This window comes from Phormidesmis priestleyi ULC007 (assembly GCF_003003695.1).
In the GTDB taxonomy this organism is placed as follows: domain Bacteria; phylum Cyanobacteriota; class Cyanobacteriia; order Leptolyngbyales; family Leptolyngbyaceae; genus Phormidesmis_A; species Phormidesmis_A priestleyi_A.
This window is the reverse complement of the sequence record NZ_PVWG01000008.1, coordinates 168,339-188,473: the sequence shown is the minus strand read 5'-3', so window position 1 is coordinate 188,473 and position 20,135 is coordinate 168,339. Positions and strand designations below refer to the sequence as shown.

Sequence of the window (20,135 nt, the reverse complement as noted above, 5' to 3'; positions counted from 1 at the left end):
GTTGCGTTGATCTTCCCGCATCAACACCCGAAACCCTAGAACTCATTCTCAGTAATTTTTAAGATGCGTTTGCCCTGTTTGGACGATCAGATTTCGGGGCATTGCTCCATCACTGCGATGTATTCTACAAGAGTTTATTGCTTTTTGGAATGCTAATTTTTTGAGAAGGAGAAGTGCGATCTCGCATTCAACAACAGCCCTGTGCTTGTTAATGCTTAAGAAGTCCCCGCAAGCCCCTGGGAATAGGTGGAAAGATTCTGCCGATCCATCTGGGGCGGTGTAATATGCAGAAAGTTTCTGTCGATCCATCGGATTGAGAGTGGTAGGCGGAAGGGTTCTGCCGATCCACCCGTTTTGAGATGGATATGCGGAAAGTTTCTCTCTAAAAAGAAGTTAGACCGTTGTGAAGAGTTGGGCAATCTAGGAAATAGTTGCTGGATTGCCGTAGAAATGGTTGTAAAGTTCAAGAGATTGATAATTGTTGTGTTTGTCTCCACGGTAGTCATTTTGGGGCTAGTTGGCTGCCAGCAGAAATCCAAAGTCAGTTTTTCTTCGGTTATCAGTCCAGTGAGAGAGCCTGGAGTTGGATACTGCGCCTGTCCTTATGACATAGACGCAAGAGGTTATTCTTGTGGTGGCAGATCTGCTTATGAACGAACGGGAGGTAGAGAGCCTGTTTGCTACGTTCAAAGCCTTGTCCCCATCAATACTGCTGATCAACCTCGCTCTTCTGGCTTTAATTTGTCGTGGCTTTTCTGGGGATGTATTCTACTGTATGGGGTTGTAAAGCTGTGCATGGGAGGATTTGAAGATGGTCAAAAAAAGTAATGCAATTCAGAAGCCCGTTATCGAGGTCAATCACTTATTCGTGTAAGATGCTTGACTAGCAAGATTTTTGCCCCATTCAAAGCTGATCTTGTAGGTTGGGTGGAGTATTACGAAACCCAACACAAATCCTGAAACTAGTGATCAACTCCTCAAGCTAAAATGAAGGGGTCAAGTCGCAGCGAGGTTAAACCCACGGCAGTTCGACAACCCCGCTATGGCAAGGAAGAATTTGCCCAACGCTGCGATGCACTCTGTGAGTCTCAGGTGCGATCGCTTCGCAACAACCATCATCAAATTTTAGATTTGCTCAAAACTAGATTCGTCGTACAGAGCGTACAATTTTACTATTTCTATGTACGATGATACCTGTCGATTTCTAGCTGAACACTTCTCCGCTGACTTCGCTAGTTGGCTACTGGGGAAAGCTGTTACGCTAACAGAACTCCAACCCTCGGAACTGTCCCTTGATCCGATTCGCGCTGATGCCCTGATCTTCCTGGAATCAGACGAAGCCATTTTGCATATCGAGTTTCAAACGCTTCCGAAAGACAATATTCCGTTTCGCGTGACGGATTATCGGTTGCGAGGCTACCGAAGAGATCCGGCGAAGCCAATGCACCAAGTAGTCATTTACCTCAAGCAGACTGCATCCCCTTTGGTTTATCAGACCAGCTTTACGATGGAACGCACTCGCCATGAGTTTGATGTGATTCGCTTATGGGAGCAACCTGCTTCACTCTTTCTGCAATATCCGGGGCTGATTCCCTTTGCAGTTCTGGCTCAAAGTGCAGATGCGGAGGAAACGTTGCGCCAAGCTGCCCAGAGAGTTGATCAGATTGCAGATCCTCGAACCCAGGCAAACTTGATGGCAGCATCAGGGATTTTAGCTGGGTTAAAATTGGAAGACGAGATCATTTATCGGGTATTGCGGAGGGACGTTATGCAAGAGTCTACTGTTTATCGTTCGATTCTGGCAGAAGGTGAGGTCAAGAAACAACGAGAGATTGCTACTAACTCTTTACGTGAAGGCTTACCGATCGCAACTGTCGCTCGTATAACAGGGCTATCGCTTGAGGAGTTACAGCAACTTCAGCAGCAAATTGACAATCCTGCACAAAATTAAGTTGGTAGATCCTGCGGGAAGCTACTCGTGGTGACACGGCATAACAACTCCAATGCAGCGGACGAGCAAAGTCCTCGCGCTTCGTTTCTGGCTTTCTCGTCGCCTCTGATTGAGCCGTTATGCGGCTGAAGTTCCTGGTAAAGATAATCCCTGTAACCCTCGATCAGCTTTAGAGCCTGTTCTCCTACCGCCTCTCCCGGTAAGCGCTGTAGAATGATAACAAGGAGAGCAACATGAATATTCCTATCATCGACGAGGTTGTTGAACAGTTGAAAGTTATGCCTCAGCCCTTGCAAAGGCAGGTGCTTGAATTCGTTCGATCGCTAGTAAAAGCGGAAGTTCGAGGTATACCAGGGCAGCAATTGTTACGTTTCGCTGGTTCAATTCCCTCAGACGACCTTCAGTTAATGCGTGAGACGATCGAGCAAGATTGTGAGCAGGTAGATATTGATGAGTGGTAGGTTTTTGCTTGATACCAACATCGTTATTGCGCTTTTTTCAGATGAGGCGATCGTCAAAGACAGTCTTGCTCAAGCCAGTGAAGTTTTCATTCCAAGCATTGTCATTGGTGAACTGTGTTATGGAGCCAGAAAGTCAGGACGATTTGAAGCAAACTTAGCAAGAGTTGATGAATTAGTTGCTGGCAGCACAATATTGGTATGTGACGCTGAAACCGCACGGCAATACGGTGAGGTCAAAAATAAGTTAAGGCTCAAGGGCCGTCCGTTACCTGAGAATGATGTCTGGATTGCAGCCCTTGCGCTGCAACACGCTGTAATTTTAGTAACACGCGATGCTCATTTTCAAGAAGTGGAGAGTCTGAAAACAGCAGCGTGGTGAGTAAAGCCGCCGCATAATAACTCGGCCGGAGCGGACTGCCGAAAATCCCCAGTGTGGATGCAGAGGTTGCTGACAGCCGCTCAATCGGAACGTTAAGCCGTTTAAGTCGCCTCAGCTACAGCTTCGACTTTCGCGTAAACACTGACTTTCTTGCGACCTTTTGCCATCGGTTCAAAGGTGACAACGCCAGGGATAAGCGCAAACAACGTGTCATCACTCCCGCGACCCACGTTATTGCCAGGGTGAATCTTGGTGCCACGTTGACGTACCAAAATATTGCCTGCGAGAACAACCTGTCCACCGTAGCGCTTGACACCTAGACGTTGAGCGTTAGAGTCGCGTCCGTTGCGAGTACTGCCTGTACCTTTCTTGTGAGCCATAATTTCCTCAACAGTTCGTGTAGATTTTAGTTAAAAGCCATTCACCGCAAACGGGTTTAGCTTCTAAGTTCTTCTTTAGAATCGACCACCTCATCACTGAGGCTGATGGAGTCAACTCTAGGTTCCTCTTTAGAATCGACCACCTCACCATTGAGGCTGATGGAGTTAACCATAATGCGCGTCAGTTCTTGACGATGACCTTGCTTTTTGCGGGTCTTTTTCTTGGGCTGCATCTTATAGACGATAATCTTGCGACCTCGCAGATGTCTCAGTACCGTTACCTCAACCGTTGCACCCGCTACGAGGGGTTGACCTACGGTGATATCGCCTTCATTTTTGACGAAGAGAACTTTATCGATCGTCAGTTGCGAATCGACTTCATTGGCGAGGCGGTTGACATCATAGAACCGACCTGGCTCTACGCGCATTTGGGTGCCACTCGCTTCGATAATTGCATATGCAGTCATGAAATTGTCCTTAAAAAGTTGCCGTACAGGTAGCGGAAAACCGCTTTTCGAGTGTCCGACCTGATCCGAGCAGGGATAGACAGCCAGTTAACCAGTATGCCAAATCAGAGGAAGCTATGTCAACCGCTACAAAATTCAGCGTCTTAATTTGATGGATGGCAAGATACACTAAAGAGAGTAAGACTTTATGGTGTCTGAGTTGATATGGCACAGCAGCCAGAGGTTGTTAAACAGAGTGAATTATTGAATCAATTTGTCCTCGATCGCTCCACAATGGCAGAGTTAGGACAAGTCGAAGTGCTGTGGATGTATCCCAAAGTGCATCGGGTTTTAGGATTTATCTGCAAGTCGGGCTGGCTGGGGCAGAAAAAAACGGCATTTAATTTAGATCAGTTAGACACGATCGGCGGCAATGGCATTCTCGTTAACTCCAGACCTGTTGACACAGATGTTGAAAAAGTTCGGCAACTCGAAACTTTAGTGAATTGGGAAGTTTGGACAGATGCAGGAAACAAAGTAGGGAAAATTATCGACTATCTGTTCAATTTGAGAACAGGTGAAATTGAGCATTATTTATTTGTAGCCAATGATTGGAGTGGAATCACTGGAAGCGCTTATTTATTGCCATCTAACTATGTTTTGAAGATTGGAAATAGACGAGTGTTAGTGTCTGAAGAAGCAGTACGATCGTTCACCCTCTATCGAGAAGGCATTCAAGAAAAGCTTACAAAAATGACGGGCTTTCTTCAAGAAGAAAAAAGTCAAGTGACACAAGAGTTACGATCGCTATTCACTCAAGCCAAAACCGCGACCGAAACTGCAAGAGGACGGGCACAAATTTTGGCAGAACAAGCGAGAGAAAAGGCTCAAACTTTAGCAGAACAAGTGAGAGAAAAAACCTACGATGTGGTTGAGCAATGGGATGAATCGGAGGTGACGATCGAGCCTCCCGACGTTTCTGAACCTGATCCTTTAGAAGATTGGGACGATGAAGACTTTGTTCAGCCAACGGTTAACGTTCAAGCTCAACCCGTTGAAAATAAAGAGCGTTATCAACCCATTATTAATGAAGCCGATCTAGACAGTTGGGACGATGAAGAATTGATTGCCCCTCCTGCTAAACCTCCCGAAATTTTGAAGGATGAAGAGTTAGAAGACGATGACCCCTGGATTTGACAAAATGGGTCTTGATTCACCTTCAGATTTTGTTGAGTTGGGTTGTGCAATCAGTGATTTACCCACTTATTGGTATGAGGGTTATTGTCCTCAAAGTGGTGAGCAGTTGCGACTGCCTCGCACGTTGTTTGTGGAAGCGATCGCCCAAGGGCTAATGCGATCGTTGGGCGAATCTCAAGAAGGCAAAATGTACGGAGTTCTACTTGTCGAGACTTCTTCTGGTGAACAGCGAGTTCTTAAAGCATTTTCTGGGCTTCTGAATGGCAACAGGATTGTCGAAGGCTGGGTGCCGCCGATTCCAGGACGCGATCGGGTTGCCTTTGAAGAGGCTCATACGCTGGCAACTTTAGAATTGATTAAGCAAGAATTAATTGCTTTACAGGATTTGCCAGAGCGATCGCAGTACGAGATTTTGCTTCAAGAATTTCAAACGCAGTTAAATGAACTCGCGCTGCTTCACAATCAACGCAAAAATGAACGTCAACAGCAACGCCAGCGATTGACCGAAGTTGCAGCAGAATCGCTAGAAATAGCAGAGCAACTCAATGAGCAAAGCCGTCAAGATGGCATCGATCGCAAACAGCTTAAACGTCAGCAAAACGCTGAATTACAGCCGCTTAAATCCTCGATCGAACAAGCAGACAATCGAATTCGTGAACTAAAACAACAGCGTAAAGGCTTGTCTCGACAGCTTCAAACTCAGATGCACGCTCATTACTGGCTAACCAATTTTGCTGGCAAGTCACTCTCACTTCAACAGTTGATCTCAGGAAGCTCAATGCCAACTGGAACGGGCGATTGTTGTGCGCCAAAACTATTGCACTATGCCGCGACTCATCATCTCAAACCGTTGGCAATGGCTGAGTTTTGGTGGGGTTTGCCCTCGACGAATCAGGAGAAAGTTCAGGGAGCGTTTTATGGCGCTTGTGCAGAACGCTGTCAGCCATTAATGGGGTTTTTGCTATCAGGATTGCCGCAGGGAGACGCGATCGCACTCACCCAAACGCTACCGATTCTCTACGAAGATGAATGGCTAATTGTGGTCAATAAACCACCTGGATTGCTCTCGGTTCCGGGTCGATATCGGGATGTGCAAGACAGCGTTTTGAGTCGGCTTCGTCATTTACTACCAGATGGCGAATCTGTGATGGCAGTGCATCGGCTCGATCGAGACACTTCTGGAATTTTGGTATTGGCGCGCGATCGTCAAACTTATCGTCAACTTAGTCAGCAATTTCAGCAGCGTCAGGTTTACAAAGTTTATGAGGCGATGCTGAATGGATCGGTGATTGAAGAACAGGGAGTGATTGACCTGCCACTGTGGGGAGATCCACAAAATCGACCGATTCAAACCGTCGATCGACCGCGCGGCAAACCTAGCGTGACTCACTTCAAGCACATGGCGCGAACGGGAAATTTAACTCGAATGGAATTCTCTCCAGTCACAGGGCGAACGCATCAGATTAGAGTTCATGCCGCCGATCGTAGAGGGTTAGGCGTGGCAATTTTGGGCGATCGGCTTTATGGAGCGAGTGGCGATCGCTTACATCTCCATGCAAGAGAACTGAGTTTTGAACATCCGCAGTCTAAACAAACGCTTCAGCTAACTGTGGACACGCCGTTTTGAAGCGGTTATTCGTCTAGAACTTGAATCTGATAACTGTAGCCTTGCTCGGCTAAAAAAAGCTGACGGTGACGGGCAAATTCTTCTTCACAGGTTCGCAGTGACACGAGCGTATAAAACTGAGCCACGCGACCATCCGATTTAGGGCGCAATACCCGTCCTAACCGCTGGGCTTCTTCTTGCCGAGAGCCATATTTACCCGACACCTGAATCAGCACATCAGCATCAGGCAAATCTAGTGCAAAATTGCCGACTCGTGACAAGATCAATCCATCAATTTGCTGATGGCGAAACTGTTCATAGCGACGATCGCGCTCCCGTTGTGGAGTTTTTCCTGTGATCAATGGCAATCCGGTTAAGTGAGCGATTTGCTCTAATTGCTCAATATATTCACCAATGATTAGAATTCGGTGTCCGGCTTCTTTTTCTAGCAACTCTTTGATCATCGTCAATTTGCGGGGATTTTCGGCAGCGATGCGAAACTGTTGACGTTTGGGCGCGATCGCGTAAGTCATCTGTTCGTCTGCATCCTGTGGGACTCGAATCTCCGTGCATTCTGCGGCGGCGATGAAACCCTGCCCTTCTAATTCTCGCCAGGGCACATCGTAGCGTTTGGGACCGATCAGGGCAAACACGTCGCCTTCTCGCCCATCTTCACGGATCAGGGTGGCGGTCAATCCCAAGCGGCGACGGGCTTGAAGCTCTGCGGTGACGCGAAACACGGGAGCGGGCAAAAGGTGAACTTCGTCGTAGATAATCAAGCCCCACGATCGGGCGTTAAACAACTCAAAATGAGGCTGCTGCTGATCTTTTTGAGAACGATAAGTCAAAATTTGATAAGTCGCTAGGGTAACGGGCGCTGTGTTTTTGCTTTCGCCACTATATTCGGCGATCGAGTCTTCTGAAAGAGTCGTTTTGTCGAGCAGTTCCCGTCGCCATTGCCGCACTGAAGTCAGGCTACTCGTTAACACCAGCGTGTTTTCTTGCACTGCAATCATCGCCGCCATCCCAACCAGCGTTTTGCCAGCGCCGCAGGGCAGCACGATCACACCACTTCCTCCTTGCACCCGTCCCGCTTGATAAAATGCGTCTGCGGCGGCTTCTTGATAGTCCCGTAAATCAAACGGCTCACCAGCGCGACTGATGCGCCGAAGCTCGATCGTTAACGCATCTCCCGTCACATAACCCGCCAAATCTTCAGCCGGATAGCCTGCCGCTAACAGCGCTTGTTTGAGCAGCCCTCGAAAGGCAGGATCGACTTGAAATAGACAATCATTGAGGCGTTCAGTCAGCAGCGGAGCCACATCATCGTTGCGAGACAAAAGTTCTGCGAGGGGCAAATCGGCAGTTCTAAGTAAGAGATGGATCTCATCATCCGATCGCTCAATCACAGTCAAGCCATATCGCTTGCCCAGCGCATCAATTTCCTGCGCGACCGCATCGGGCATCGGATATTTAGCGTGAGCCTGCAACGCCGCTAACATCTCATCTACGGGCATTCCAGCCGCTCGGGCATTCCACACGCTCAGAGGCGTAATTTTGTAGGTGTGAATGTGTTCGGGGCTTTTGACGAGTTCAGTGAAAGGAGCGATCGCTTCTCGTGCCGCAGTCGCTTTGGGCGAGTGAACTTCCAAGAGAACGGAGCGATCGCTTTGAATAATTAAGGCATTCTCAGGAAAGTAGGACATTAGATATTTAGCGGCGTTTAACGATCGATGATAGATCAGGGCTTCTGTTTTAGAAAGATTAGACTCACAGGCTAAAATGAAAGACCCATTGATAGGCAACCTTGTCGATCGCGCCACAGCCCAGGTTATTCAAGATTCGAGTATGTTACGACTAACAGAAGTAAAGCTGCCGCTTGATCATCCTGAAAGTGAGATCAAGACTGCAATTCTCAAAAAGCTGCAAATTCCTTTAGAAGCGCTGATCAACTATTCAATCTTTAAGCGCAGTTACGATGCCCGCAAAAAAGATGGAATCGTTCTCGTTTACATTCTGGATGTAGAAACCACTCAAGAGAAGTTCCTGCTTCAGCGCTTTAAAAAAGACCCTCATGTGATGGTCACTCCTAGCATGAGCTACAGTCCGATCGCCCAAGCCCCTGAGCATTTGACGACTCGACCCATTGTTATCGGCACGGGGCCCTGTGGTTTGTTTGCAGCTTTGATGTTAGCGCAAATGGGGTTTCGTCCGATCGTCCTAGAGCGCGGAAAGATAGTCAAAGAACGTACCGCAGATACCTTCGGATTTTGGCGAAACAAAGGACTTAACCCAGAGTCTAACGCTCAGTTTGGGGAAGGCGGCGCAGGCACATTTTCTGATGGCAAACTCTACAGCCAGGTCAGAGATTCTCAGCACCACGGGCGAAAAGTGCTAACCGAACTGGTCAACGCTGGCGCTTCCCCGGAAATTCTCTATGTCAACAAACCTCACATCGGCACTTTTAAACTGGTGGGAATTGTCGAAAAAATGCGTGCCAATATCGAATCTTTGGGCGGCGAAATTCACTTTCAAAGTCGCGTAGAAGATATCCATATCGAAAAAGGACAGGTGCGAGGAGTCACCCTTGCCAACGGCGAATATATCCGCAGCAATCATGTCGTTCTCGCCGTAGGTCACAGTGCCAGAGATACTTTTGAGATGCTGTTTGAACGCGGCGTTTACATAGAAGCTAAACCCTTTTCGATCGGCTTTCGAGTTGAGCATCCGCAAGCCCTGATCGATCGCTGTCGGTTTGGCGCACAGGCAGGTCATCGGCTGTTAGGCGCAGCAGACTATAAACTGGTTCATCACTGCTCAAACGGGCGCTCAGTCTATAGCTTTTGTATGTGTCCGGGTGGATTGGTCGTGGCGGCAACCTCAGAACCAGGGCGAGTCGTCACCAATGGCATGAGCCAATATTCTCGCAACGAGCGCAACGCCAACAGCGCGATCGTGGTCGGCATTACACCTGACGATTATCCGGGTCATCCCCTAGCGGGCATTGAGTTTCAACGTCGTTTGGAAGAACGAGCCTTCGAGTTAGGCGGTAGCACTTATGAGGCACCAGGGCAGCTAGTTGGGGACTTTATCGCCGATCGACCCTCTCAATCTCTAGGCACCGTTCGACCCTCTTATACACCAGGGGTGCATTTGGGTGATTTGAGTTCGAGTCTGCCCGATTATGCGATCGCAGCAATCCGCGAAGCTCTGCCTGCTTTCGACAAACAGATCAAGGGTTTTGCAATGAACGATGCCGTATTGACAGGCGTTGAAACTCGCACATCTTCTCCGATTCGGATTAAACGCAAAGCAGATGGTCAAAGTCTAAATATACAGGGTCTTTACCCTGCGGGTGAAGGGGCGGGCTATGCGGGTGGAATTCTCTCGGCTGGCATTGACGGCATCAAAGCGGCAGAGGCAGTCGCCTTAAGCATCGTGAATTAAGTAGGGGCATGGCACTGCCGTGCCCATTGGCGTTGCAAGTAACCGATATGATTTAATCCACGATCCTAAACAGCTTGCAAACCGAGAGTCGCTTGAGCGCGATCGCCAGCAATTTACAGGTTCACAAGACTAACAGAAAAATTTCTATAAAACTTTGAATCTGCATCAACAACACTTTTACAATCAGTTTTGATGAATCAATTGAATGGCATAGTGATCCCGATCGCTTTGTCAAAAGACACATTGTAAAACTCATCTTCAAATTTTTCGCACCCGATTATTTTGGTATTTCAAACTACATCAATAAGTTAAAACATCATTAGGAAACTCAGGCAATTCTGGTATCTTCGCTACGAATTGGGTAACAGCAATTCCATAAAATCCTTCATGGATTGGAGATACCAGCATGGATTTTTTGTCTGATACCGTTACGCTTTCACGAATGCAGTTTGCGTTGACTGCCATCTTTCATATTATTTTTCCCATTCTCACTACTGGCATGGGAATTTATTTAGTCGTGATCGAAGGGCTGTGGCTCAAAACCCGCAATCCAGACTATTATCTCCATGCTCGCTTTTGGGCAAAGTTTTATGTGCTCAATTTTGGGGTCGGTGTTGCCACCGGAATTCCTCTAGAGTTTCAGTTCGGGACGAATTGGGCACCCTTCTCTGATGCCGTTGGCAACTTTTTTGGCAGCGTTTTGGGGTTCGAGGCATCTTGGGCGTTTATGCTCGAAGCCGCGTTTCTAGGCATCATGCTGTTTGGCTGGGAGCGCGTCAATCCTGCCATTCACTACATAGCTACAATTCTGGTTGCGATCGGCGCAAACCTGTCAGTCGTCTTTATTTTGACGGCAAACTCTTGGATGGTGACCCCGGCAGGCGGCGATCTGGTAGACGGCAAATTTATGGTGACCGACTATTTTCAGGCGTTGCTCAACCCGTCTGCGTCAACTAGTGTGGCGCATATGTTTTTTGCCACCTTTGAAACTTCGCTGTTTGTGATTGGCGGCATTAGCGCTTGGTATATTTTGAACGATCGTCACGCCGCCTTTTTTGCCAAAACTCTCAAGCTAGTGCTCGCCATCACCCTGATCGTGGCTCCTTTGCAAATCTACGTCGGGCACATCAGCGCCGAATTGGTCTATCGCTATCAGCCCGCAAAACTCGCCGCAATGGAAGCTCAGTGGGAATCCTCACCCGCCGGAAAACCCGCTGACTGGACTTTATTAGCACTTCCCAACAAAAAGACTGAAAAGAATGATTGGGAAATTCGCGTTCCTGGCGCGTTGGGCTACATTCTAGAATTCAAAAAAAATCTGTCAGAACCTGTGCTCGGCTTAAAAGAATGGCCGCCAGAAAACCGTCCTCAAGCCTTGGGATTAATCTACTACTGCTTTCGGATCATGATCGGAATTGGGTTTTTTCTGGCAGGCATGACGCTGATCACCGCCTTGCAGTGGCTACGCGGCAAACTATCGGATGAAAATATCGCCAAACAACGCTGGCTAATGCGCGCCTGGATGTTTTCGGCTCCGCTCGGATATGTCGCCGTCGAAACTGGCTGGATCGTGCGCTGCGCGGGTCGTCAGCCGTGGACGCTCTATAACAAAATTCGCACCGTAGATTCTGCGTCTCATCTACCTGCGACTAACGTTTTAACGTCACTGATTTGTTTTGCGATCGTCTACGCCTTGCTGTTTATGTCTTATCTCTACTTTGGCAGCCGGATTATTCGCAAGGGCCCCAACTTTGAGTTGCCGATTCCAGGAGTCGAGGCCAATCAGCCTGCGATCAACACCACCCCTGGCCAATTTGTCCCCGATGAGCGTCCGATCGAAGCCCAACAGTAGGAAAATCAATGGAAACGCTGAAGTATTTTTTGCCGCAGGTCTGGTTTGGGGTTTTGGGTCTGTTTCTCTTTCTTTATGTCATGCTCGACGGCTTTGATTTAGGAGTCGGCATCTTATCCTTAACTTCCGACGATGAAGAGCGACGCGGACTTTTGATGACCAGCTTAAGCAACATTTGGGACGCAAACGAAACTTGGTTAGTGCTGATGGGCGGCGGACTGTTTGGCGCATTTCCGCGCGCTTATGGCACGATTTTGAGCGCTCTTTACATTCCGATTTTTGTGATGGTGTTTGGGTTTGTCTTTCGCGGGGTGGCGTTTGAATTTCGCGAACAGGCAAACCGCAAATTCTTCTGGAACTTTGCCTTTGGCGCGGGCAGCTTTGCGGCGGCTCTCGGTCAAGGGTTTGCGCTCGGTGCCGTCTTATTTGGCATCAAAGTCGATCAAAAAGGCTACTTCATCGGCGGCACCTGGGATTGGCTCACCTGGCAGTCGGTGCTGGTGGCGCTGACGCTGATTCAGGCTTATGTGTTGATTGGCTCAACTTATCTAATTTGGAAAACTGAAGGAGAACTGCAAACCACTCACTATCAAACTGCCAAGATTTCAGCCTGGACAACGCTAGTCGGGGCAATTTTCATCACGATCAGCACCCCGATCTTTTACGAAAGTGCCCGCACCAAATTGTTTGAGCCACCGCTGCTGTATATTTTCGCCGTGATTCCCTTTTTGGGGATTTTCTTGATTTGGCAGTTGTTGAAAAGCCTCGATCGTCAGCAAGAGCGCGCTCCCTTTATCTGGACGGTTCTCCTATTCGTTCTCACTTTTTTAGGGTTAGCGTTGGTGGTGTTTCCTTACATCATTCCCACTCAGATTACAATCTATGAGGCATCGGCTGATCCCAGTTCGTTAGTGATCATGATCATCTTTGTGGGAACTCTGATTCCAGTCATGTTGTTTTATAATCTCTATTCCTATGTTGTGTTTCGTGGCAAAGTGGCTAGCGGTTCTTATGAATAGGACTTACGCAAACCTCGGAGGTTTTAACCAAGAATCAAGCATCGTGACCGACAGAGTGGCTTAAACCTCCGAGGTTTTGGCAATCTAAGCTGCGCCAGAGATACCACGATGCGATCGTGCGATAGGGTTGCCAAACTGTTCCCAATCGCTCGATCGCTTTTTTATCAGGCAGATCTGCCAACTGATAAGCGCGACGAATGCTCGAACGAATGCCTAAATCATCAACGGGCAAAACATCCCAGCGACGTAGCCGAAAGATCAGCATCATTTGCACCGTCCAGCGTCCAATGCCTTTGACCTGAGTCAAGGTTTGAATGATGGCTTCATCGTCGATCGTCTCTAATTGCGCTAAAGTAGGCAATCCGTTGAGAACGTTCTCTGATAGATCGCGCATATAAAGGACTTTAGAGCGTGAAAGCCCGACTCCGCGCAGGTCTTGATCCGGTGTGTCTAAAATCGCCTGAGCCGTAGGCAACCCTGAATAAAGCGCTAGAAAGCGGCGATGAATGGCGCTTGCTGCCTTGGTTGAAAGCTGCTGAGAAATGATCGATCGCGACAACGAATACAACAAATCTCCGGGTTGCTGCGTTTGATCTAACGTGCAATCACCCACGCGATCGATCACGGCCGCCAGAATTGGATCAGCGTCTTTGAGCTTAGAAACCGCGATCGAATAGTCTAACTTCATGAGCAAAACTGAGAGGCTACACCGCTACCAATTCGTTCTCCACAACTGCCACATTTTCGTAGAGATGAGCCAGCGTTTTCCGTCCCTGTCGGGTCAGTTTGAGATAGTAAATACCTTCTCGAATATAAGGATAGACCACATTGCGATAAAAACTAGGATAGCTCGATCGCAAATCTCTAGGATGCCGATAACCCAACATCTGATTGGTGCCGATTTCTTCAAACTCACAAAACAGGTCAGGCAATTTCTCTAGATAACACGGATCACTCAACTGCCCAATCAAATCAGCCGCTCGCACTAAACCCGGAAAATTTGAGGTGTCTTGATAAAGCGGCTCGTCAGGAAACGGAAACCGGGTTAACTCAATATTCAGCTTGATAGCCTCAACGTCAATGAGCGGATGACCACTCAAATGTTCTTCGATAAATTGCTTGCCACGATCGACGTGATAGGGTGCAAGACCCGCATCAGTTGCGTTGAGTGGTAGATAAGCCGTCTGGCTGCCAATGCCAGTCGCATAGCAACAGCCCTGATCACTAATGCGATCGTGTTGACAAACCCCTCTGACATAGCCCAAGTCATGGCACACCAACGCCAAAATCACCTGCACCCAGTCTTGGCACGAAATGTTTCCTTCAAGCAGATACTTTCCGCGCAACATCTCTTGCCCAGTGGTAGTCACCAAAATCGTGTGTTCAAGATTGTGATAGGGCATATCACTGAGTGCGATCGCGTTGAGCGCTAGGGTCGCAGTCTGACCAATTAAATCGAGATAGTCTGACTGACAGCCCTCATAAATTTGATGACAGACGGCTTGCAAATGCTCAACACAATATCGGATTGTTGCAGATTGAGAGTTAACCATAATCGGGGGCTTATCCACTAACTTGCTTGCACGGAGGGAGCGTTAATCAACAGGAACCCAAAAGGAGCGTTTAATCTAGTTGTTTTGACTTGAAAATGGCGATCGAGCATGACTGATCAGAATCGATCAACTCAGGCACTAAAGACATCACCAATCAAGTAGCGAATATAACTCACGTCTCAACTTAGTAGAAAAATATGCAGAACTTGTGGAGTGACGCAAATTACGGATGTAGTCTAGGCAAAAACTGTACCTATCCCAAGATATAGATTCTTGCCTGTCAAGTTAACGTGAGTTCGATAGAAGTGATTCACTCCGATTATCAATTCGGGAGAGCTACCTAAATCCCCCAATTTTGGGGGATTTTAAACCGGAAATCTTGGCTTGAAGTCCCCCAATTTGGGGAATTTAGGGGGCAGAAGCCGCTGAGAACGAAGTGAAAAAACTCGTCGAACTCACGTCAAGTGAGCAAGACTCGATCGCCACTTGCCGCCTCTGTCTGCTTAAAATTATTGGTTGCCGATCGATACAAGGCTTGCAGGTCAGCACCCTCTGGGGGGTATTCAGCAAAACCTACACTAAACGATACATCAATCGAGTAAGCACCCTCAGATACGACTTGCTCAAGGAGAACTTTTAACACATCGCTCAGTCGTTTGGTCGCGACACAGCGCGGAGTGTTTCCCATGCCGATCGCAAAGGTTTGATCGCCCCAATAGCTAATCACATCGTCTGCCCGAAAATGAGCGCGTAGAAGTGCTTCACACTGATTAATAATTTGGCTCCTGACCTGAACCTTCTGCTGAGGGTGATCTAGCTTCAGAATGGCCAGGCAAAACGATCGCGCCTCTCGTTTGGCAAACTCTAGAGCGCGCTCCAGATCTTGAAGTGACTGAGCACGGAGCGCTGTCTGTTTATCAGCTTTGAGAGTAGCGGTATGGTCTGAATCTTCTGAAGAAAACGAATGCTCCTGAGAGTCATCCTCAGCGTCATCGGCTAATAGTGCAGGGGGCTGCTTTGTGTCCAGAACGTGCAGTTCTTGTCTGAGCGCCTCCACCAGTTGGCAAAACGGTTGAATCTGATCAGACTGCACCCCTAACTCAAGCAGACCTTCAATTTTTTGCGCCAACCGAGAGCCTTCACCTGAGCCAAACATACCGAGTGAACCAGAGAGCTTATGAGCATTTTGCTCGGCGAGCGATCGTAACGCTTGGCTTAGTTGGTTGGTTTGCAGGGCAAGGCTAGCTTGCTCGATCACAGTGGCCCGCTGGCTGAGTTGGTCTCGAATGTCTCGCCAAATCTCATCGACACTTGCCTCAATTTGAGCCGCAAAAGTCTGTGAATCGAACGATTTAAGGTCTGGCAGAATTAGTTCTTCGGCTTTTCGGAGACGATAACCGATGCCATAAACGGTCTCGATCGGGTCGCCTTTCACCCCAGCTAGTTTAATTTTATGCCGCAACCCCTTGACATGAGAGCGAATCGTTTCTTCAACAGGAGGCGTTTCTAGCGACCAGAGATGATCGATTAAGGCACTCAAACTATAGATGCGTTGAGGGTTTCGGAGCAGCAATTCGAGCAGGCTGTATTCTTTTGGCGTTAAGCGAAGCGGTTGAGTTTCACAGGTGACTTCGCAAGTGCTGGGGTTGAGATGAAGATTTCCCCAGGTTAACAAAGGTGGCAACACAGATCCGCCTCGGCGCAACAGCGCTCGAATGCGGGCTAATAGCTCCGGCAAATCAAACGGTTTAGCCACATAGTCATCTGCCCCCGCGTCTAACCCTTTGATCTTGTGGGTGCTGCTGTCTTGAGCGGTCAATAACAAAATTAGCGTTTGGTTGCCCTGCGATCGTAAGCGCTGACAAAAACTAATGCCGTCTAATTGTGGAAGCAGCACATCGAGCAAAATCAAGTCATAGCTAAACGATTCTGCGAGTTCCCAACCCCTCAAACCATCACTGGCGAGATCTACCACATAGTGTTGGCTGCTTAAAGCTTTGGCAAGGGGAATTGCAATAAGCTGATCGTCTTCGACTAAGAGAATCCGCATGGCGTGAATGATTCTGTAGGAAGAAGGGTTTGCACCCAGAGACTACTGATATCAAAATGTGTCTAAAAAGCAACTCAACAGGAACCCTGACCATTAGTGTAAGGGAAATTACGGATTAAGTAAATCTTGGGAATATCAGGAATGAGCGCAGACGTGCCTGTGTTGATGACCACGATCGGGCTTGCACCTCTCGATCACCACCCCTGAGCGTTCGTAGAGCGGTAAACGATGCCTCGGCACCGACGATCGTCACACCCGCCGACTCTAAACGAGTTTTAACGCCTTGATGAAAGCTGTCTCGAATGCCGCGAACTCGCTGCATCACGGTCAAAAAATCCACACTAATTTCAGCCTGAATTCCTAGCTTCTCTGCCTGTCGCGCTCGGCCTGCTGCATGAGCCGCCGCCAAAAATGCCTTAGAGGGCGTGCAGCCATAGTTGATGCAGCTTCCGCCCAAAACATCACGCTCAAAGATCACGACCTTACGCTCTGCGGTTGCATAATCGCTGGCAAGCGGAGTGCCGCCCTGACCACTGCCGATCACCATTAAATCTGCGGTCTCCATGCGGCGCGTGACCTCCTGAGAAGAATGGAGTGGATTCAAAAACGGTTGCCTAACGATCGCCCCCAATCTTCTAGCCTGCGATCGCTCCTAATCCTTGCAGCAATGGCATCCAGTTCACCCCATTGCGAGTTTCTAAAATCTGCCCATTGGCAACGCGATAAATGCTGATGCCCTCTAGCTTGAGTGACTTGTTTGTTGCCGGAACGCCCGCAAACTCGCCCGTGTGGGTCAGGGTTCCTGTCCATCGGGCAATCACTTGATCGCCAGTGGCAATCAGATCGTCGATCGTAAAGTGAGTATCGCTAAACACGGCACCCGCCCCCCGAAAGTCTTGCTTTGCCCCTTCGCGTCCTCGCCCTGGCGGATTGTGACCATAATCTACATAATCAGGAGACACTATTTCGTCAATGACTTCTTCACGTTTTTGATTAAACACTTCTTCATAAAATCGGCGCACGACGGCTTTATTTTCTGCTTCGGTTGACATGGTTAATTTCCTGGAATGCTTGCCAAAGCGAATGCTATTGAGATTGGCATCGATGTTCATCCTTCTTAAGAAGTAATTGCGGCGGCATCCGATCGCTGCCCCAACTGAAGCGCATAGAGATTCGCGTAGACTCCTTGTTGGGCAATGAGTTCAGCGTGAGTGCCATGTTCTACGATCGCGCCTTGCTGAATCACCAACACCTGATCGGCTTGAGTCACCGTGCTGAGACGGTGAGCAATCACAAAACTGGTGCGCCCTTTTAGGAGTCGAGCGATCGCAGATTGCACTAAGGCTTCTGTGCGCGTGTCAATGCTGCTGGTCGCTTCGTCAAGAATCAGAATCCGGGGATTAATCAACACGGCGCGCGCGATGCTAATCAGTTGCCGCTGACCCTGGCTGAGAGTCGCGCCTCGTTCACCCAAAAGCGTTGCATAACCTTGAGGAAGGGTGGTAATAAACTCGTGGACGTTTGCCACCTGAGCCGCTGCTTCAATTTCAACATGAGTGGCTTGAGGATTGCCAAACGCAATGTTTTCGGCAACACTGCCACTAAATAAAACGGTGTCTTGCAAAACGATGCCAATCTGACGGCGCAAACTGGCTTGAGTCACCTTGCGGATGTCTATCCCATCAATTTTAACGGCTCCGCCAGTCACATCATAAAAGCGCAAAATCAGGTTAATGATCGTGCTTTTTCCGGCTCCGGTGGGCCCGACGAGAGCGATCATCTGCCCTGGCTTTGCGTGAAGAGAAACGCTATTTAAGACGCGCTGATTAGCTGTGTATCCAAAGGTTACAGACTCAAAGGTGACTTCTCCCCGCATCGGTGGCATCTCGATCGCGTCGATCGCGTCTTGAAGTTGCGATGGCTCATCGAGGAGTAAGAAAATCCGCTCTAACCCGGCAAACGCAGACTGTGCTTGGGTATAGAACTGGCTCAGAATCTGAATGGGTCGAAAAAACTGCTGGACGTAGAGCAAAAATGCTGTCACAACCCCGACTGTAGCGGCTCCGGTAACGGCAAGATAGCCTCCATAAGCTAACACACCCGCAGTTGCTAGCGTGTTTAGAAAATCGATCGAAGGTAGAAATGCTGCGGTGATTGCAACTGCTTGAATATTTGCATCGCGATTGGCAGCGTTGAGATGTTCAAATTCTTCAATGTTGAGAGAAACGCGATTAAATGCCTGAGCCTCTCGGACACTGCCAATATCTTCTTCTAGCTTAGTAGACAAATCTCCGATCGTTTGTCGCGTCACTCGAAATCGCTTTCTCGCCCATCGTGCAAATAGTCCAGTTGTAAAAATCATCAACGGAACAACTAAATTGCTTAACAGTCCCAATTGCAGATTAATAAACAACATTGCAATGACAATACCAACTATGCTAAACAAGTTACCTAACATCTGAGCGATCGTTTGCCCAAATGCTTGATTAACGGTACTGACATCATTGAGCAAACGGCTCATCAAATCTCCGGCTTCACTCTGATCGAAGAAGCTCAATGGCAAACTTTGAATTTTGACAAAGATATCTTGCCGCAGTTGAGCCAGCAATCGCTGCATAATCCAACCAACGCGCAAAATCTGACCTCGAATTGCCTGTACGCCCAGCAGGTAGATCAGTGCCAAAACGCCCAGCATTTGCAGAAGTCCGCTCAGGTTGCCTTGAATGATTAAATGGTCGATCGACCAACCGATTAAAAAGGGCCCGATCGCTTGGGTGGCTGCCCCGATCGAGACTAGCCCCAGAGCGATCGGAATCTCTTTGCGATAGGGTTCCAAATATTGCAAAAAGCGTTTCAGCGTTGAGCGCGGTCGATGTGCTTTTTCGGTAGGTGCGGCAATAGAACCTCGCATATATTCTCCTCGATCGGGCGTTTGTTTCTCTAAGGATAATTGTGATCATGCCAGAAAAGATGCTTTCTAGTGCAGCGATCAGATGCTCAACGCTGGTTAACGACCCAGGTTGTAAAATCTTGATGTCGTTGCTCAAGCAAAGTCCATGCGCGTCCCTCAAATTCGAGACTTCTTAATCGTGATCCTGTTGGCTAGCAGTTTTCTAAACGCCAAACCTCTGCTGGCGTTCACCTCGGTTCAATATCGTGAGCGCGGCATTCAATATCGAGATCAAGGGCGATTTGAGGAAGCGATCGCCGCATTTCAAAAAGCGGTTGAGCTTGAGCCAAACAATACCAAAGGTCGCGTGAGTTTAGGATGGACGCTGCATTTAGCAAAGCAAGACCGATTGGCGGCAGAAACTCTAGAACAGGCGATTTCACTCAACCCCTTTGAAGTCGAGACTTCTAACGCCTTGGGAATCGTCTATCTGGTGAGCGATCGCTTGACAGACGCAGTAATGGTACACACTTGGGCAACCCTACTTGCGCCAGAGAATGAGATCGCTCACTACAATCTCAGTTTGGCGTTTTGGCGATTAGCTGCCTACGATTCGGCGATCGCGTCTGCAAAATGGGCAGCGAAACTAGAGCCGAATAATCCTCATCCTTGGGTGGCACTGGCGATCGCATACTGGAACAACAAAGAACAATCGCTGGCTAAACAGGCTTATCAGCAGGCGATCGCGCAGGATGGTAGATATCACGATCGGGCTTTTTTAGATAATCTGGACGAAGCGGGATTCAGTTCGAGTCAAATTAAAGTGTCTGGGCAAGTTCTTGAAGCGTTGTAGTGGGGCGATCGTATCTAAAACTTAGTTTAAACTTAGTTTAAACCTTCAGGG

At 48.4% G+C, this 20,135-nt stretch carries 19 protein-coding genes; 10 read left to right on the top strand and 9 right to left on the bottom strand.

All coding sequences use genetic code 11. The features are described 5' to 3' along the window. Positions 1-987 precede the first annotated feature (987 nt). The 4 genes from C7B65_RS10025 to C7B65_RS10010 all read left to right on the top strand — a co-directional run bounded on the left by C7B65_RS10025 (position 988) and on the right by C7B65_RS10010 (position 2,791). The gene (locus tag C7B65_RS10025; RefSeq protein WP_073071207.1) at positions 988-1,191 is read left to right on the top strand and encodes a hypothetical protein; all 204 of its coding nucleotides are present in this window, start codon (positions 988-990) and stop codon (positions 1,189-1,191) included. Continuing rightward, the gene (locus C7B65_RS10020) at positions 1,181-1,951 is read left to right on the top strand and encodes an Rpn family recombination-promoting nuclease/putative transposase (protein WP_073071205.1); all 771 of its coding nucleotides are present in this window, start codon (positions 1,181-1,183) and stop codon (positions 1,949-1,951) included. Before C7B65_RS10025 ends, C7B65_RS10020 begins: the two co-directional genes overlap by 11 nt. Positions 1,952-2,184: 233 nt before the next feature. Next, a complete protein-coding gene (locus C7B65_RS10015; protein WP_073071203.1) occupies positions 2,185-2,412 on the top strand; it encodes a hypothetical protein in 228 nt (75 codons plus the stop codon). Next, on the top strand, positions 2,402-2,791 hold the full coding sequence (locus tag C7B65_RS10010) for a type II toxin-antitoxin system VapC family toxin (RefSeq protein ID WP_073071201.1): 390 nt from the start codon (positions 2,402-2,404) through the stop codon (positions 2,789-2,791). Before C7B65_RS10015 ends, C7B65_RS10010 begins: the two co-directional genes overlap by 11 nt. 101 nt (positions 2,792-2,892) lie before the next feature. Here C7B65_RS10010 and rpmA read toward each other — a convergent pair whose 3' ends face one another. Beyond that, entirely contained in the window at positions 2,893-3,171 is a 279-nt protein-coding gene (gene rpmA / locus C7B65_RS10005) for a 50S ribosomal protein L27 (RefSeq protein ID WP_073071199.1), read from the bottom strand. Positions 3,172-3,227: 56 nt separating this feature from the next. Next, complete coding sequence (gene rplU / locus C7B65_RS10000) at positions 3,228-3,638, bottom strand: 50S ribosomal protein L21 (RefSeq protein ID WP_073071198.1); 411 nt, start codon at positions 3,636-3,638, stop codon at positions 3,228-3,230. 204 nt (positions 3,639-3,842) lie between these two features. Here rplU and C7B65_RS09995 point away from each other — a divergent pair, with 204 nt between their 5' ends. Both C7B65_RS09995 and C7B65_RS09990 read left to right on the top strand, forming a co-directional pair. Further along, complete coding sequence (locus C7B65_RS09995; protein ID WP_073071196.1) at positions 3,843-4,814, top strand: PRC-barrel domain-containing protein; 972 nt, start codon at positions 3,843-3,845, stop codon at positions 4,812-4,814. Next, positions 4,798-6,441 (top strand): RluA family pseudouridine synthase, encoded by a 1,644-nt coding sequence (locus C7B65_RS09990; protein ID WP_223257358.1) that lies wholly within the window; start codon positions 4,798-4,800, stop codon positions 6,439-6,441. Before C7B65_RS09995 ends, C7B65_RS09990 begins: the two co-directional genes overlap by 17 nt. Positions 6,442-6,446: 5 nt before the next feature. Here C7B65_RS09990 and C7B65_RS09985 read toward each other — a convergent pair whose 3' ends face one another. Beyond that, a complete protein-coding gene (locus C7B65_RS09985) occupies positions 6,447-8,126 on the bottom strand; it encodes a DNA repair helicase XPB (RefSeq protein ID WP_073071194.1) in 1,680 nt (559 codons plus the stop codon). A gap of 76 nt (positions 8,127-8,202) precedes the next feature. On the opposite strand from C7B65_RS09985, the gene C7B65_RS09980 reads away from it, so the two are divergent. The 3 genes from C7B65_RS09980 (at position 8,203) to C7B65_RS09970 (ending at position 12,738) form a co-directional block, all read left to right on the top strand. Next, positions 8,203-9,867 (top strand): NAD(P)/FAD-dependent oxidoreductase, encoded by a 1,665-nt coding sequence (locus tag C7B65_RS09980; RefSeq protein WP_317615814.1) that lies wholly within the window; start codon positions 8,203-8,205, stop codon positions 9,865-9,867. Between the two features lie 406 nt (positions 9,868-10,273). Further along, on the top strand, positions 10,274-11,719 hold the full coding sequence (locus tag C7B65_RS09975) for a cytochrome ubiquinol oxidase subunit I (RefSeq protein WP_073071192.1): 1,446 nt from the start codon (positions 10,274-10,276) through the stop codon (positions 11,717-11,719). An 8-nt stretch (positions 11,720-11,727) separates the two neighbouring features. Further along, on the top strand, positions 11,728-12,738 hold the full coding sequence (locus C7B65_RS09970; protein ID WP_073071190.1) for a cytochrome d ubiquinol oxidase subunit II: 1,011 nt from the start codon (positions 11,728-11,730) through the stop codon (positions 12,736-12,738). A 34-nt stretch (positions 12,739-12,772) separates the two neighbouring features. Here the strand turns inward: C7B65_RS09970 and C7B65_RS09965 are convergent, their stop codons facing one another. From C7B65_RS09965 to C7B65_RS09940, 6 genes are all read right to left on the bottom strand, one after another. Next, positions 12,773-13,426: a DNA-3-methyladenine glycosylase family protein gene (locus C7B65_RS09965; RefSeq protein ID WP_073071188.1), complete on the bottom strand. Its 654-nt coding sequence runs from the start codon at positions 13,424-13,426 to the stop codon at positions 12,773-12,775. A 16-nt stretch (positions 13,427-13,442) separates the two neighbouring features. Further along, complete coding sequence (locus C7B65_RS09960) at positions 13,443-14,291, bottom strand: metal-dependent phosphohydrolase (RefSeq protein WP_073071187.1); 849 nt, start codon at positions 14,289-14,291, stop codon at positions 13,443-13,445. A gap of 460 nt (positions 14,292-14,751) precedes the next feature. Next, positions 14,752-16,341, bottom strand: coding sequence for a response regulator (locus tag C7B65_RS09955; protein ID WP_073071186.1), 1,590 nt, complete (start codon positions 16,339-16,341; stop codon positions 14,752-14,754). Between the two features lie 115 nt (positions 16,342-16,456). Then, the gene (locus C7B65_RS09950) at positions 16,457-16,906 is read right to left on the bottom strand and encodes an FAD-dependent oxidoreductase (protein ID WP_219898466.1); all 450 of its coding nucleotides are present in this window, start codon (positions 16,904-16,906) and stop codon (positions 16,457-16,459) included. A gap of 70 nt (positions 16,907-16,976) precedes the next feature. Further along, on the bottom strand, positions 16,977-17,453 hold the full coding sequence (locus C7B65_RS09945; protein ID WP_219898465.1) for an ester cyclase: 477 nt from the start codon (positions 17,451-17,453) through the stop codon (positions 16,977-16,979). Between the two features lie 5 nt (positions 17,454-17,458). Then, entirely contained in the window at positions 17,459-19,252 is a 1,794-nt protein-coding gene (locus C7B65_RS09940; protein ID WP_073071185.1) for an ABC transporter ATP-binding protein, read from the bottom strand. 145 nt (positions 19,253-19,397) lie between these two features. On the opposite strand from C7B65_RS09940, the gene C7B65_RS09935 reads away from it, so the two are divergent. After that, complete coding sequence (locus C7B65_RS09935) at positions 19,398-20,084, top strand: tetratricopeptide repeat protein (protein ID WP_073071183.1); 687 nt, start codon at positions 19,398-19,400, stop codon at positions 20,082-20,084. Positions 20,085-20,135 lie beyond the last annotated feature (51 nt).

Excerpts from the sequence above, each read along its gene's own strand:
- C7B65_RS09945 (WP_219898465.1), bottom strand. The coding sequence starts at position 17,453 with ATGAACATCGATGCCAATCTCAATAGCATTCGCTTTGGCAAGCATTCC.
- C7B65_RS09980 (WP_317615814.1), top strand. The coding sequence starts at position 8,203 with ATGAAAGACCCATTGATAGGCAACCTTGTCGATCGCGCCACAGCCCAG.
- C7B65_RS09940 (WP_073071185.1), bottom strand. The coding sequence starts at position 19,252 with ATGCGAGGTTCTATTGCCGCACCTACCGAAAAAGCACATCGACCGCGC.
- C7B65_RS10025 (WP_073071207.1), top strand. The coding sequence starts at position 988 with ATGAAGGGGTCAAGTCGCAGCGAGGTTAAACCCACGGCAGTTCGACAA.
- rplU (WP_073071198.1), bottom strand. The coding sequence starts at position 3,638 with ATGACTGCATATGCAATTATCGAAGCGAGTGGCACCCAAATGCGCGTA.
- C7B65_RS09985 (WP_073071194.1), bottom strand. The coding sequence starts at position 8,126 with ATGTCCTACTTTCCTGAGAATGCCTTAATTATTCAAAGCGATCGCTCC.
- C7B65_RS09970 (WP_073071190.1), top strand. The coding sequence starts at position 11,728 with ATGGAAACGCTGAAGTATTTTTTGCCGCAGGTCTGGTTTGGGGTTTTG.
- C7B65_RS09950 (WP_219898466.1), bottom strand. The coding sequence starts at position 16,906 with ATGGAGACCGCAGATTTAATGGTGATCGGCAGTGGTCAGGGCGGCACT.
- rpmA (WP_073071199.1), bottom strand. The coding sequence starts at position 3,171 with ATGGCTCACAAGAAAGGTACAGGCAGTACTCGCAACGGACGCGACTCT.
- C7B65_RS09935 (WP_073071183.1), top strand. The coding sequence starts at position 19,398 with ATGCGCGTCCCTCAAATTCGAGACTTCTTAATCGTGATCCTGTTGGCT.
- C7B65_RS09965 (WP_073071188.1), bottom strand. The coding sequence starts at position 13,426 with ATGAAGTTAGACTATTCGATCGCGGTTTCTAAGCTCAAAGACGCTGAT.
- C7B65_RS09960 (WP_073071187.1), bottom strand. The coding sequence starts at position 14,291 with ATGGTTAACTCTCAATCTGCAACAATCCGATATTGTGTTGAGCATTTG.
- C7B65_RS10010 (WP_073071201.1), top strand. The coding sequence starts at position 2,402 with ATGAGTGGTAGGTTTTTGCTTGATACCAACATCGTTATTGCGCTTTTT.
- C7B65_RS10015 (WP_073071203.1), top strand. The coding sequence starts at position 2,185 with ATGAATATTCCTATCATCGACGAGGTTGTTGAACAGTTGAAAGTTATG.
- C7B65_RS09955 (WP_073071186.1), bottom strand. The coding sequence starts at position 16,341 with ATGCGGATTCTCTTAGTCGAAGACGATCAGCTTATTGCAATTCCCCTT.
- C7B65_RS09975 (WP_073071192.1), top strand. The coding sequence starts at position 10,274 with ATGGATTTTTTGTCTGATACCGTTACGCTTTCACGAATGCAGTTTGCG.
- C7B65_RS10020 (WP_073071205.1), top strand. The coding sequence starts at position 1,181 with ATGTACGATGATACCTGTCGATTTCTAGCTGAACACTTCTCCGCTGAC.
- C7B65_RS09995 (WP_073071196.1), top strand. The coding sequence starts at position 3,843 with ATGGCACAGCAGCCAGAGGTTGTTAAACAGAGTGAATTATTGAATCAA.
- C7B65_RS09990 (WP_223257358.1), top strand. The coding sequence starts at position 4,798 with ATGACCCCTGGATTTGACAAAATGGGTCTTGATTCACCTTCAGATTTT.